Below are 14,103 nucleotides of genomic sequence, written 5' to 3' on the forward strand. Positions count from 1 at the left end.
AAGAGTGCCCGGTCGCAGGGTCGGGCTCCAGAAACGGTTTGAGCAACGGATGTTCATCGAGCGTTACTCGTAAAAAAACGTGGTCGATTTTAATGTAATAACATAACATAAATAAATCGACTCTCACGATGGGATCTGCTGATGAATGCCCTGAATCTGCCGGATATCGCCGTGCAGGCCTCACGCCAAGCCCTGCCGCTCGAATGGGTAGGCATGTGCGGTATTGCCCTCCCCGTTCTGTTTGACGGTCAGCCCGTGAGCGCGAAAGCCGACGCGGGCGTGAGCCTCGATGATGGAAACGCGCGGGGCATTCATATGTCGAGGCTCTACCTCGCGCTAGAAATGCTTGAGCAGGACAACCTGAAGCCCGCGTTATTACGGCGTGTCTTGCAGCGGTTCCTCGACTCGCACGAAGGTTTGTCCCACAGCGCTTATCTGAAAATCCACGCCGAATTAATGCTCAAAAGGCCGGCGTTGATCAGTCCCTTGTCCGGGTGGAAAACCTATCCCGTCAGCGTCGAAGCACGTTTGAAAAACGCAATGTTCCACGTGGAACTAAAAATCGATCTGCCTTATTCCTCTACCTGCCCGTGCTCAGCAGCCCTCGCGCGACAGTTAATCCAGCAGCAGTTTGTCGATGATTTCGCTAATCAGTCGCTGAACCATGCGGATGTTTTGGCGTGGCTCGGTTCCACGCAAGGCATCGTCGCGACACCCCATAGCCAACGCAGCAACGCGCAACTAAACATTCGCCTCCATGATTTCGTGGATGACTTACCGCTGCTCGCGGTGATCAACGAAGCGGAAGCCGCCCTCGGCACCGCTGTGCAGACCGCGGTGAAACGCGCCGATGAACAAGCCTTTGCCTTGGCCAATGGGCAAAACCTGATGTTCTGCGAAGACGCCGCTCGACGTTTGAATCTGGCATTAAAAGGCTCCCCTGGGATCAGCGCCTTCCAGATCCGCGTTGTTCATGCTGAAAGCCTCCACGCCCACGACGCTGTCGCCGAAAGTCGATGGAATTGGGAGGCTGCATGATTCGCTGCGAAGATTTGCGCTGGGGAGCGCACGGACACCCGCTCACGCCTGCGGCCAATTTCGAATTGCCCAAGGGCAGCTTGACTGCTGTGATCGGTGCCAACGGCTCGGGAAAAAGCAGTCTGCTGAAAGTAATCGCTGGTTTGCAGAAACCACTGAGCGGCAACGTCATGCTCGATGTTCCACGCAAAGGCTCGCTGTCATTCCTGCCGCAACAGCAACACCTCGACCGGCAATTCCCGATCAGTCTGCAAGAGTTGATCGCAGCCGGTCTTTGGGGCAGCAAACTATCGCCCGCACTCCGAAGCCAAAAGCTTGCAGCCGTGCTGGACGACTGGTGTCTCTCCGGTCTGGAGCAACGGCCGCTGATGGCCCTCTCCGGCGGCGAATTGCAACGTGCCCTGCTCGCTCGCTTGAGCCTGGCCGAAGCACCGTTGCTATTACTCGACGAACCCCACGCCGCACTCGATGAATTGGGGCAAGCGCTGCTCTGGAAACACCTCCACAACTGGCACGCCGAAGGCCGAACATTGCTGATCGTGTGCCATGACCTCGCCGCCGTCCGCCAGCACATCCCGCAAACCTTGCTGATCAAACGCAGCGGCTGCGTGCTCGGCCCAAGCACTGAACTGATCCACCAACAACCGCACGCGCAGGTGGCCTGATGCTAGCCGCCATCCCACTTTGGCAACCCTTCCACGAGTTCGTGTTCATGCGTCGAGCATTGCTCGGTGGATTGGTCTTGGCATGCAGCACCGCGCCTCTCGGTGTCTTTCTGATTCTGCGACGCATGAGCCTGATCGGTGACGCGGTGGCTCACGGCATTCTCCCCGGCGCGGCATTGGGCTTCTGGTTCGCAGGGTTGAGCCTACCCGCGCTGACCCTCGGCGGTCTCGGCGCCGGCCTGAGCATGGCCGGGCTCGCCGCGTGGATCACCCGCCGGACCGGCCTGCGAGAGGACGCAAGCCTGGCCGCGATCTACCCGATATCCCTCGCCAGTGGCGTGTTGATTCTCGGCATGGCCGGTAAACGCCTGGACCTGCTGCACCTGCTGTTTGGCTCAGCACTGGCGGTCGATGGGCCAACGCTAACAGGAATGTTGTGGGTCTCGGGCATCAGCCTGATCGCCATGGTGCTCATCTACAAACCGCTTTTGCTCGACACCCTCGACCCGCTGTTTCTGCAAACCGTCAGCCGTCTCGGTCCGTTGGCACATGGTGTGTTTCTGACGTTGGTGGTGCTCAACCTCGTGATCGGTTTCCAAGCCATCGGCGCGCTGATGGTCGTCGGCCTGATGATGTTGCCCGCCGCTGCCGCCCGCTTCTGGAGTCGCCGCCTGCCGGTATTGATCGGCGTTGCCGCCCTCCTCGGCTGCGTATCGGTATGGCTCGGTCTGTTGCTGTCGTTTTATTACTCGTTGCCCAGCGGACCAGCGATCGTCCTGGTGGCTGGCATAGCGTATCTGCTGTCCGTGGTGTTCGGTCCGGTGCACGGTTTGCTCCGCCGCCCGCCTTTGCTCACATCCCAATGAGGTGTTGCCCGATGCGCGCTTTACTCGTGCTGTTCAGTTTGATGCTATCGATGTCGCTGTCCGCGGCGGAAAAACTCCAGGTGGTGACCAGTTTCAGCATCCTTGCCGACATGACCCATCAGGTCGGGGGTGACCATATCCAGATCATCAACATGGTCGGGCCCGATGCCGATGCCCACACCTACGAGCCAACACCGGACGACGCCAAGGGGCTGATCAACGCCAGGGTGATCATCAAAAACGGCCTCGGTTTCGAACCCTGGCTGGACCGCCTGGTGACCAGCACCGAAACCAAAGCCCCGGTCATCAGCGCGAGCCACGGCGTCATTCCGCGCTCGCTGGATGAAGACGGCGAAACCGTTCCCGATCCTCACGCCTGGCACAACCTGGCGAACGCCGAGTTGTACATTGGCAACATCACCAAGGCACTGATCGCTGCCGATCCGGCGAACAAAGCCGATTACCAGCGCAACAGTCAGGCTTACCTGAAACAGATCCATGCACTGCTCGCCGACGCCAAAGCCAAGCTCGGCTCGCTGCCGCCGGGTAACCGCAAGATCGTGACGTCCCATGACGCCTTTGGGTATCTGGGCCAGGCCTACGGCATCGACTTCATGGCGCCACAGGGTCTCTCCACCGAGCGCGAACCTTCGGCGGCGGAAGTCGCCGCACTGATCACCCAGATTCGTCAGGCCAAGGTTAAAGCGGTGTTCATGGAAAACATCAAGGACGCGCGTCTGCTCAAGCAGATTGCCGATGAAAGCGGCGCGCACATCGGCGGCACCTTGTACTCCGATGCGCTCGCCGCGAGTGGCCCGGCGAGCACCTTCGCCGGCCTGTTCGAATACAACCTCAACACGCTATTCGAGGCGCTGAGCAAGCCATGATCGGAAGGCAGTTGCCGACGCACGTTTTGCCACCTCATCCCGCTCGTCTCCAATCGCATGGCGTGACAAATGTCTTAATGACAACTGCCAGGGTTTACCTCTACGGTTTATGCGCGAGTCCTTGAGAGCATCGACATGATTCACATCACCCTGAGCGATGGTTCATTGCGTGAATACGACCAGCCTTTGTCGGTGTACGAATTCGCCGCCAGCATCGGTCCCGGGTTGGCCAAAGCGGCCGTCGCGGGTCGGGTGAACGGGGTGCTGGTGGATTGTCAATTCATGCTCGAGACCGATGCCCGGGTCAGCATCGTCACCCCGCAAGAGCCCGATGGCCTGGAGATCCTGCGACGTTCCTGTGCATTGATGCTGGCCATGGCCGTGAAGCAGCTTTATCCGAAGGCGCAATTACAAAACGGCTCGGCGCTGGGTGACGGCTTCTTCTACGAGTTTGCATTTGAGCGCGCCTTGAACCTGGTCGACCTTGCTGGCGTCGAAGCGCGCATGAAGACACTGGCGGCGACCAACCATTCGATCCGCCACCGCGAGACATCATCCGGGCCGAGGCACCTGGAGACGGTGAGGTCCTACCTTGTCGGGGACTTCGAGTGTCCGTCGAAAGGTCCGCATGTGCCTGCCACCCGAGTGTTGCAGGCCTTCGCGCTGGACCACATCAGCGGCACGTCGCCTCAGCGGATCTACGGCACCTGCTGGTCGTGCCAAGAGGAGCTGGACAACTGGCGAGCGCCGCCGCACGTGATGATCGTCAGCATGGACGATCGTCAGGCGGATTATGCCCAGTCGGTGACCGAGGCCTTGCGCCGCAGCGGCGTACGCGCCCGTGCGGACCTGCGCAACGAGAAAGTCCGTCACAAGATTCGCGAGCACAGTCAGCAAGTGCCGTATCTGGTGGTGATCGGGGAGAAAGAAAAACAAGGCAGGTTCGTCAGTGTGCGCAGCCATACCGGAGAGGATTTCGGCAGGATGGCGGTGGATTCGGTGTGCGACTGGTTGAGATCAATCGGGATCGCGGATGCTTGAAATGACGCTGTCGCGGGCAAGTCAGAACGCCAAGCGATACGGCGTTACGACGTGCCCACCAAGCTTTTAAGCCCTCGGCTTCACCGTGCCGCAATCCTGCCCCAACCACACGGCGCGAGTATCGAGGCTGCCCTTCTGCTGGATCCCGGTGGCATTGAAAGTGCCATTCACCTTGGTGGTGAATTCGCGATCACTGAGGAACGTCGCCACACCCGCACCTTGCGCCTTCGGACAGCTGAAGCGGAATTTCCACTGGTTGCCGGTACGGTCGGTAATTTCCTGCTTGCAGCCCGATTGCGGATCGGTCAGCGGGATGTTGTCGCTCTTCACCTGCTCCGGCGTCAGGCAGGCTCGAATGCCTTTGCCGCCCATGGTGATGCCCTGCTTCTCCAGCTGCGCGCGCTGTTCAGGCGTCATCTGGCTCTGAATCTGGCCGAGGATCAACTGCAGATCCGGCAAGTTCTGGTCATCGACCTTCATGTTGCTTGAGGTCAGCTCCCACAAACCAGGCTGCAGCATCTGCGCCTGAGCGGCCACAGGAAGCGCCAAACCGAAAGCTACGGCCAAACCCAGCAGACGAACGTTCATCGTGAAACTCCTGATCAGTAGTGGCCGTTAGACGTCAGCCACAGGCTTCGGTTCATGGGCCAATTAAATAGCGACATTCTGCACGGAACATGGTCTGTTAAGCATTGAATCTTCAGGAGCAAGGCTGCCCCATGGATTATTTTGGACCGCATGTTTTCGGTTATCTGATTGCGCTGTTGCACTCGCTAGGGCTGATTGCCGCCATCCATGCCGTATTGACCGTTCGAACCGCCCAAGGCTCGATCGCCTGGGCCCTGTCGTTGCTGTTCATTCCCTACCTCACGCTCATTCCGTATCTGGTCTTCGGCCGCAGCACGTTCGATGGTTACATCAAGGCTCGGCGGCAGGCCAACGAGGAAATGCGCAAGGCCATCTCCGAGCTGAACTGGCGCCCTTGGGTAGAAGAGGCGCTGGCGGCGCGTGCTTCATCAGCCTACGCATCATTGCGCGCCATGCCGAAGCTGGGACGCATGCCCTGCCTGGCGAACAATGAAGTCAGCCTGCTGATCAACGGCCCAGCGACATTCGAAGCGATTTTCGAAGCCATCAGCCACGCCAAAGAGGCCGTGCTGATCCAGTTTTTCATCATTCACGACGATCGCCTCGGCCGGCGCCTGCATGCTTTGCTGCTGAAAAAAGCCGCCGAAGGCGTCGCGGTGCATCTGTTGTACGACCGCATTGGCAGCCATTCCCTGCCCCACAGTTACGTGCAGCCCTTGCGCGATGCCGGTATCGAGGTCAAAGCCTTTGCGACGCGCAGCGGCTGGCTCAATCGCTTTCAGGTCAACTTCCGCAATCATCGCAAGATCGTGGTGGTCGATGGCGTGCTGGGCTTCGTTGGCGGGCACAATGTCGGCGACGAATACATGGGCGAAAAACCGCCCCTGGCGCCGTGGCGCGATACCCACGTGCGGGTACGCGGGCCGGTGGTGGCCTGCATGCAGGAATCCTTCGCCGAAGACTGGTTCTGGGCCGCGCGATCGTTGCCGCCATTGATCCTGCCGGACGTCTACCCGGACGACGGCGTGCTCTGCCAATTGCTTGCCAGCGGCCCGGCGGATTCCTATGAAACCTGTTCGCTGTTCTTCGTCGAAGCGATCCACGCCGCGACAGAAAGGGTATGGATCACCAGCCCCTATTTCATCCCTGACGAAGCGGTGTTCGCGGCATTACGCCTGGCCGTGCTGCGCGGTGTCGATGTGCGGATCCTGCTCCCCTCGCGGCCCGACCACCGGATCGTCTACGCGGCTTCCAGCTTGTATGCCTTCGAAGCGGTTCGCGCCGGCGTGCGGGTATTCCGTTACGAACCCGGTTTCCTGCATCAGAAAGTGGTGTTGATCGACAGCGAGATCAGCGCCATTGGCAGCGCCAATATGGATAACCGCTCGTTCCGGCTGAATTTCGAAGTGATGTTGCTGACAGTCGACAGTGTGTTTGCCGCGGAGGTGGAACACATGCTCAACGACGACTTCGCCCAGGCCCATGAGGTCGCCAAAGAAGAAAGCCGGGAGACCCACCGCCTGCAACAGGTCGGCATGCGGATCGCCCGGCTTATTTCTCCGATACTTTAAGGGGTATAGATGTCGTCGCGGGTCCAGGGCAGCTCATGGCTGCCATCGGGGTGGGCCTTAACCGCGAGGATCTGGTGCAAGTTGATCCAGCCCTTGGCGAATGCATAGGCGCATCCCGCCAGGTACAGCCGCCAGATACGCAACGCCTGCTCGGGAACAAGCTTGCCGGCGGCTTCCAGGTTGTCTTCCAGGCGCTCACTCCAGTGGTCCAGGGTGCGCGCATAGTGCAGGCGTAGACTCTCGACATCGACGATCTCCAGTCCCGCTTCGCTGATTTCGGCAGAAATCATCGCGAGGTGCGGCAGCTCGCCGTTGGGGAACACGTATTTCTCGATGAAATCACCGGCACCGCGCCCCACGGGACGGCCGTCGGTGTGCTTGGCGGTGATGCCGTGGTTCATCACCAGACCGCCCTCCTTCACCGCGCCGAACAAGGTTTTGCAGTATTCAGCCAGATTGGCGTGGCCGACGTGTTCGAACATGCCGACACTGACGACCTTGTCGAAACGCCCGTCCTGAGGCAGGTCACGGTAGTCGAGCAGTTGCAGTTCCACCTGGTCGTCCAGGCCTTCCTCGGTCACCCGTTCGCGGGCCAGCGCCAATTGCTCTTTGCTGAGCGTGATGCCGAACACCTTCACGCCGAACTCCCGGGCCGCATAACGCGCCAGTCCGCCCCAACCGCAGCCGACGTCCAGCAAGTATTCGCCAGGTTGCAGGCGCAACTTGCGACACAAGTGACGAAATTTGGCTTGCTGCGCTTGCTCCAGCGTCTCGCTGCCGGTCTCGAAATAGGCGCAGGAATACGCCATATCGCTATCGAGCCACAGCTGATAGAACGCGTTAGACAGGTCGTAGTGATAGGAAATCGCCTTGGCGTCGGTCTCCTTGTCGTGAACGGTTCGGACAGGCTGGCTGTCTTCGTCCTCACCGATCAGCGCCTGGCTCCATTCATCACAGACGCGGATCACTTCGCTGATGGAACCTTCCAGCTCCAGTTTGCCCTCGACAAACGCCGCTCCGAGCGCGTCCAGGCTTGGATGAGTGAACTGGGTAACCATTTGTGGGTCCTTGACCACAATCGTGACGCTGGGCGTCGGCCCCAGATTGAATTCGTGGCCGTCCCAGAGTCGCAGGCGTAACGGTAGGTGCAGATTCTGTAAGGCCGGTGGAAGTTGCGCGAGCATGGAATATCCCCCCTTGTTTCAGACGTCTGGGTGTGAGGTTAGACCATCCTTGAAAAATAGCAGGCTATCGAATTGATAGCCCTTTTCTATGATCGACAGCGTTCGATCAAGCGTCGCAAATTCACAGAATTGATTACCCTCAACTAGATGACTACGAATAAAGAGGACAGTTCTGAAAAGTTGCGCCGCTCACACATCGTCATTCACCTTGAGCAACGGCTCATGAAAGCGCAGTAGCCGGCCAGCGTTACCCAGCACCAGCAGAGTGCTGAGATTGTGCAGCAACGCCGCGATCATTGCCCCTGCCGCGCCCAGCCAGCCGAACGCCGCGAACGCGACAATCGCCAGCGTCCAGCCCAGGCCAATAATCACATTGATCTGTAAGGTGTTACGGCACTGGCGACTCAAACGCACGCAGGTGCCGAGCCGGCGCAGGTCGCTGCCAATCAGCACGATATCGGCCGACGCCAAAGCGATATCGGCGCCACCCGCGCCCATGGCGACGCCGACCACCCCGGCCTTCAGTGCCAGGGAATCATTGATGCCATCTCCGACCACCATCGGCCGGAACCCACTGGCGATTTCCTTGAGCACCCGATTGAGTTTGTCTTCAGGCAAGGCCTGGGCTTCGACGTCGCCAATCCCGACATCCCGGGCCAACGTATCCGCGACGCTCTGGCGATCACCGGTGAGCAACAACTGCCGGCCCATGCCCAGTTCACGCAATTCATCCAAGGCAAACCGCGCTTCGGGTTTGACGCTGTCCGCCAACAACAGCCAGGCGAGGAATTCACCCTTCAGCGCAAGCCCGGCAATCGGGCCGTCATGTTCAGGAACAGTCGAAGTGGGAATGCCCAATTGTGCAAACAACTCGGGGCGTCCGAGCGCTGCTTCGCCCTGCTCCGTCATGGCCACCACACCCAGGCCCTGGCGTTCGTGAATGTCCGAGAGCAGCAGAAAATGCTCTTGAGCGACCAGGCCGGCAAGCGCACGACTGACCGGATGGCTGCTGGCGGAGCCGAGGCTGGCGGCGAGTTTCAACAGGTGCCCGTGCTCTTCCAGCGGGCTGTCGATGGACTGCAGGCGCAAAGTGCCGAAGGTCAGCGTGCCGGTCTTGTCGACCACCAGCGACGTCAGGTCGGCCAGTTCTTCAAGAAACGCCGAGCTACGAATCAGGATCCCGTGCCGTGCAGCAACGGCCACCCCGGCGATGGCAGTGGCTGGCGCCGATAACACCAATGCACATGGACAGGCTGCCACCAGCACCGCAAGCATCGCCTGCGCATCATTCGTAATAAACCAGGTGACGGCGGCCAGCAGCAACACCAATACCATGTAACTGCCGGCGTAGCGTTCGAGCAAACGGGTGATCGGCGGTTTCGAGCGCTCCGCGCTTTGCATCAACGCGATGACTTTACCGAGGGTCGATTCGCTGCCCGTGCGCGTCACTTCGATGCGTAGCAGGCCGTCGAGGTTGATCGCCCCGCCGAACACCGACATGCCCACGCCCGCCTCTACCGGCACCGATTCGCCGGTGATCGAAGCGGTGTCGAGACTGGCCTGCCCGGACAGCACGCGGCCATCCGCCGGCACGCGATCACCGGCGCGAACTTCAACGCGATCCCCGGAACTCAACGTACCGTTGTCCACTTCGATGATGGAGCCGTCCACCTGAACCTTGCGCGCATGGCTGCGCGTAAGCTTGCCGAGGGCGTTGATGGCCTCTTGGGAACCGATCACGCTGCGCTCTTCCAGCACATGACCGAAGATCATGATGATCGGCAATAACGCAGCGGTGAGCAGGTCGCCTGTCGCCCAGGCACCCAGCATCGCCAGGGCAATCAATTGGTCGGTGATCCCGTGCAGACTTGGATAACGCAAGCTGTACCAGGCCGAGCGCATCACCGGCACCGCGACCAGCAGCGAGGCACCGCCCAATAGCAATTGACTGACACCGTTCTGCTCCGGCGACACCCAGCGCCAGATCAAACCGAGCGCCAGCAATCCCAAGGCAAGCATGGCCAACGTCAGTTGACGGGCAGCGCTACGTTGTTCGGCCGAGGACAGCAGGCTCGGTGCGGCGGCGTTTTGCGCGGTCATTGTGCAGCTCCCTGAATGATCAGGCGGGAATCGTCTTTTGGATCGACTGTGGTGACCGAACCGGCCTGGCCGAGAATCTTCGGCATGCGCTCGCGGTAAATTCGCAGCAGCATTTGCGGGTCGGTACCTTGCTGTTGCGCCTTGCTCAGGCTCAGCACCGTGGCCGTGTCGGCGGACGCCTTGGCCAGTCGTTCACTCGCTTGAGCATGAGCAACCTGCAGAGCGCGGTCGGCTTGTTCATTGGCAGCCTGAGTGAGTTTTTCCGCGTCAGTGCGTGCGTTGGCCACCGCCTTATCGGCTTGCTGACTCGCCGTCAGGACCGCGTTAAAAGCGTTGACCGCCGGCCCCGGAAGACTCGATTGCACATCAACCCGCGCCACTTCGATGCCCAGGCCCTGTCCGGTCGCCGTCAGTTCAGCGAGACGCTGATTGATGCTGCGTACCAGATCGCCGCGCAGGCGCTCGCGTCGTTCCGCCGCCTGGTTGTCCGCACCGATCAATTCCGGCCGCGCCACCAGGATGGTGTCAAGATCGCGCGCCGCCGTCAGCGCCACGGCACTGCGCGTCACCAGGCGATCCAGCGCCGGCAGCACATGCTCACCTTGCAGCACATACGAATACGGCTCAGTGACTTTGTAAAACACTCGCACATCCAGCTGCACGACACCGGCATCACCGGTCAGCAAATAGCCGGAGCCGGCGAGCGCATCACTGAGCGGCGTGGCGAACGTCGCCACCCTGTCAGCCTGCAAAGCGGTATCGCTGCGCAGCAATCCCTCCACCCTGCGTTCGATCACCCGGTCGGCTGCCGGTAACAAAATCACCTGCTCGAACGGTCGCGGCCACGCTAGCAGCAGACCGGCATTCTGAATACGATCCAGCGCGCCAAAATGCAAAACCACTGCCCGATTCTGCGGATCGATTTGCCGCACGTTGGAGAAAGCCCACGCCAGTGCGGCCAGAACCGTCACCGCATACAGCGCGAGAAAAGCCATTCGCCCCGCCTGAATCCAGGGGCTGCTTAACTCATTTGTTCCACGTGGAACCAAACTCATGGCTGCGACCCGGACTTGATGTCGAGCGTAGGCGGACCGTCAACCAACACCCGGAACGGTGCCGCGTCAGTGCGAAGGATCAGTTTGGTTCCAGGATTTACCAGGGTTCCCAGGGTGTCGAGGGAGCGGAGCAAGTTGTACAGCTGCGGCGAACCGGCGTAGGCGCGTCCGTATATCTGCGCCGCTTCGACCCGGGATTGGGCTTCGATGTCGGCCGCTTTGACCGTGGCGTCGGCCTGGAGGATTCGTGCATCCCGTTCAGCCGCAGAGCGAATTTGCGCGGCCTCACGCTTGCCGATCGCTGTGCGTTCGGTGGCGATTGTTTCACGCTCGGCGCGCATGCGATCGACCGTGGCGGTCAACGTAACCGAGGGCAAGGTCAACCGCTCGATGCCGACTTGCAACACGCGAATACCGTACGTGGTCAGCAACTGCTGATCGATTTGCTGGCGCAACTGCGCCTCGAATTCGGCGATGTGCACCTGGCTGGCATCGGTGTTCACCAGGTTCGCCAGATCAAAACTGCTTGCCGTGGTTTCCAGGGCCGAGCCGACGAAAGTGCGAATCTGCCTCGCCGCTTCATCCGGCTGATTCTGCACTGCGCGCATGAAGCGCTGCACATTGTCCGGGTCACCTTGAACCTGCCACGCCACGTAGGCCTGAACGATGATGCGCAGACCATCACGCGTACCCACATCCTGCAAGCCACTGGAGGTGGTTCGCAGACGCAGATCGACGGGGATCGCCGATTCAAACGGAGCCGGCCAGCGCCAACCCAGCCCCGGCTCCAGCAACACCCGCGCCGGATTGCCGAAGCGAGTGATCACCGTGGCCTCGCCGGAACGCACTTGCACCAGGCTCGCGGCGGCGATGGCAAATGCCACCAGCAAGGCGGCCCAACCCATGCGCCGCCACGGAAAGGGGCCGGCATCTTGTGGGTCACCGTGGTGATGATGGTGATGCCCATGGCTATGCCCACCATGGCCATGATCGTGGCCGGCGTGATCGTGAGTGTGCGACTGGCTCAATTGGCAGCTCCTGGCTGAGCGGTTTTACGCGGCGGCGCGGGGTCAGCCGGCAGCGTGAACGTACGGAGGTCGATGGTCGGGGCGTTGCCACTGCCACCCAATCGATGATCGAGCACCAGCAATTTGGCGTTGGCCAGGCCTTGGGCAAGCTGGCTGAAATACTGCTCCAGCACGAACGCCTGGCCGGCATTGGCGTAGGCTTTTTGCTCGGCGGCGAATTTAAGGTCCGCGGCTAGTGCAGCCGCATTGATTTCATGCGCGCTGGCCGATGCTTGATCGCGGGCGATGCTGGCCTGCAACTGCGCTTGATTGGTTGCCTCGGCTGCCGCGCCGCGTTCACGCGAGATCAATGCCTGAGCACCGATCTGTGCCGCTTGCACGCCGTGGTAGGCGTTGGCCGCACCGGCCGGCGGATGGATCGCCTCGACCACGGTGGCGAGGATTTCCACGCCACTGTCGAGTGCTTGCAGGTCCGCTTGCACGGCCCGACCAATCTCCTCGGCAAGCCCGACCCTGTCCTCACCGAGCAAACCGTCGAGGGTCCGCGAGGCAAAATCGTGAACCAGAATACGGCTCGCGGTGCTGCGGATCAGCGTCGGCACATCAGCGCTGTTGTAAGTCGCAGCCAATGCCGCCTGATCCGTCAGGCCGATGCGGTAGACGAACCGTACGTCCATGTTGACGATCTGGAAGCTTTGTTTGTCGGCACGGCTGCTGGCGATGACTTGGGATTTGTCATTCACATGACTGGCGTCCCACAACCGATTGGCGATGGCGGGCGCGGGACCTTCGGCCGACTCCATCACAACGGGTGCAGCCGCTTCGCCGACACTGGTGGCCAACTCGTGGACCACGCCGTTTTCGACACTTCTCACCCGGCCAAGCGGCCACGGCAAACCCGCGTGTAGACCAGGGCCGAACACCTCCACCGGCTTGCCGAAGCGCTCATAGATGCCCCGCCCTTGTAGCGATATCTCGTGGATGCCGGTCAACGACCAACCGATCAGGGCGATCACCGCCATCACCGGCATGAACGCGCGACGCATATAGGTGAACGCCCAGATCTGCCGCAGATCGATGCCGAAGCGGTTATGCAATTCGTGCTGCAAGGCCAACAGCGGTTGCGGTGGCCAGCGCAGCATATCGGCGATGAAGCTTTTGGCGAGCAGCGCAGGCTCCAGTTGTTCGCGGCGAGGGCTGAACAAAGAAAGCACCGCCCGCAACAGCAGTTCGACCGCGACGAGCCCCGGCAGCAGCCCGATCAATACAGCCAGTCGCACGGGCCAGACCGACGCCTCGCCACCAAACAGCAAACACAAAGCGCCCAACACGAGACCGACGATGGCCACCCGAGTCAATTGGGCCAATGGCCCCGCTTCAGGCCATTGCGCTACGTTCTCCTGGGCGAAGTGCCGCTCCAGCACCAACAAGCCGAAAGCCAACAGCAACGAAACTGCCGCACCGACATTGGCGGAAAAACCCAGTGCAGCAGGCGGTAACGCCAGATTCCAGATCTGGTTGATGCTGAACAGCACCAGCAGTGCCCAACCAGCAAGCCACAGCGTCGGGGCACCGATGTGCATCAGCATTGAAAGCCAGCGTTCGCTGAGCCGATCCAGCAATCGCTCGTACCAGCCTGCGGGGGCATCAGCGACGACAGTCTGCGCAGGCGGCTCCACGGGTTGCATCAGCTTCGCGCGCCACTGCGTCACGCACCCTGCCGATTGCAACCCGGCAACCAGTACCAGGACACCGGCGCATTGATTGACCAGCACGGCTTGCCACAGCGTCTGCGGTGCAAACAACCCAATGAAAAACGCCAGCACCAACCCGGTCGTTGCCAGCGCGCCAAGGCCGATGGTCCATAGCCGCAGGCGCCGCCCGTGGAAGACGGCTTGCTGAAAGCGCGGCAGCCCGGCGACGTCGGCGCCCTCAACCTCAAGATCGACTTGCATACCACCCCAGTGCGTTCATTGCTCAAGTCATATTTCGTTACGATATAACGAAATCCGTGAAATTTTCGTATTGAAACGCTCCATCTAAAGACGCTGAACCTGTCGCTTGGCTGAAGCCTTGACCA

The 14,103-nt window shown here is 60.7% G+C and carries 12 protein-coding genes; 6 read left to right on the plus strand and 6 right to left on the minus strand.

Annotated elements, in window-relative coordinates; translation table 11 throughout:
• The first annotated feature begins 141 nt into the window (after window positions 1-141).
• The 5 genes from folE2 (at window position 142) to NTD84_RS24175 (ending at window position 4,497) form a co-directional block, all read left to right on the plus strand.
• Complete coding sequence (gene folE2 / locus NTD84_RS24155) at window positions 142-1,038, plus strand: GTP cyclohydrolase FolE2 (protein ID WP_262170830.1); 897 nt, start codon at window positions 142-144, stop codon at window positions 1,036-1,038.
• On the plus strand, window positions 1,035-1,703 hold the full coding sequence (locus NTD84_RS24160; RefSeq protein WP_262170833.1) for a metal ABC transporter ATP-binding protein: 669 nt from the start codon (window positions 1,035-1,037) through the stop codon (window positions 1,701-1,703). Before folE2 ends, NTD84_RS24160 begins: the two co-directional genes overlap by 4 nt.
• The gene (locus tag NTD84_RS24165) at window positions 1,703-2,569 is read left to right on the plus strand and encodes a metal ABC transporter permease (RefSeq protein WP_262170836.1); all 867 of its coding nucleotides are present in this window, start codon (window positions 1,703-1,705) and stop codon (window positions 2,567-2,569) included. Before NTD84_RS24160 ends, NTD84_RS24165 begins: the two co-directional genes overlap by 1 nt.
• Window positions 2,570-2,580: 11 nt before the next feature.
• Window positions 2,581-3,456: a metal ABC transporter substrate-binding protein gene (locus tag NTD84_RS24170; RefSeq protein WP_262170837.1), complete on the plus strand. Its 876-nt coding sequence runs from the start codon at window positions 2,581-2,583 to the stop codon at window positions 3,454-3,456.
• A 135-nt stretch (window positions 3,457-3,591) separates the two neighbouring features.
• Entirely contained in the window at window positions 3,592-4,497 is a 906-nt protein-coding gene (locus NTD84_RS24175; protein WP_262170840.1) for a His/Gly/Thr/Pro-type tRNA ligase C-terminal domain-containing protein, read from the plus strand.
• Window positions 4,498-4,563: 66 nt separating this feature from the next.
• Here NTD84_RS24175 and NTD84_RS24180 read toward each other — a convergent pair whose 3' ends face one another.
• A complete protein-coding gene (locus tag NTD84_RS24180) occupies window positions 4,564-5,085 on the minus strand; it encodes a DUF3617 domain-containing protein (protein WP_262170843.1) in 522 nt (173 codons plus the stop codon).
• Between the two features lie 131 nt (window positions 5,086-5,216).
• Between NTD84_RS24180 and cls the strand changes: the two genes are divergently transcribed.
• Window positions 5,217-6,656: a cardiolipin synthase gene (gene cls, locus NTD84_RS24185; protein ID WP_262170846.1), complete on the plus strand. Its 1,440-nt coding sequence runs from the start codon at window positions 5,217-5,219 to the stop codon at window positions 6,654-6,656.
• On the opposite strand, the gene cfaB is transcribed toward cls, so the two are convergent.
• The 5 genes from cfaB to hflK (NTD84_RS24210) form a co-directional block, all read right to left on the minus strand.
• Window positions 6,653-7,840, minus strand: a complete 1,188-nt coding sequence (gene cfaB / locus NTD84_RS24190; protein ID WP_262170849.1) for a C17 cyclopropane fatty acid synthase CfaB — start codon at window positions 7,838-7,840, stop codon at window positions 6,653-6,655. The genes cls and cfaB overlap by 4 nt on opposite strands.
• A 189-nt stretch (window positions 7,841-8,029) precedes the next feature.
• Window positions 8,030-9,940, minus strand: coding sequence for a heavy metal translocating P-type ATPase (locus tag NTD84_RS24195; protein WP_262170852.1), 1,911 nt, complete (start codon window positions 9,938-9,940; stop codon window positions 8,030-8,032).
• Window positions 9,937-10,995 (minus strand): protease modulator HflK, encoded by a 1,059-nt coding sequence (gene hflK, locus NTD84_RS24200; RefSeq protein ID WP_262170855.1) that lies wholly within the window; start codon window positions 10,993-10,995, stop codon window positions 9,937-9,939. The genes NTD84_RS24195 and hflK (NTD84_RS24200) overlap by 4 nt, the downstream gene beginning before the upstream one ends.
• Entirely contained in the window at window positions 10,992-12,023 is a 1,032-nt protein-coding gene (hflC, locus tag NTD84_RS24205; protein ID WP_262170857.1) for a protease modulator HflC, read from the minus strand. Before hflC ends, hflK (NTD84_RS24200) begins: the two co-directional genes overlap by 4 nt.
• Complete coding sequence (gene hflK, locus NTD84_RS24210) at window positions 12,020-13,978, minus strand: protease modulator HflK (RefSeq protein ID WP_262170860.1); 1,959 nt, start codon at window positions 13,976-13,978, stop codon at window positions 12,020-12,022. Before hflK (NTD84_RS24210) ends, hflC begins: the two co-directional genes overlap by 4 nt.
• Between the last annotated feature and the right edge of the window lie 125 nt (window positions 13,979-14,103).

This window comes from Pseudomonas sp. 14P_8.1_Bac3, assembly GCF_025466085.1.
In the GTDB taxonomy this organism is placed as follows: Bacteria; Pseudomonadota; Gammaproteobacteria; order Pseudomonadales; family Pseudomonadaceae; genus Aquipseudomonas.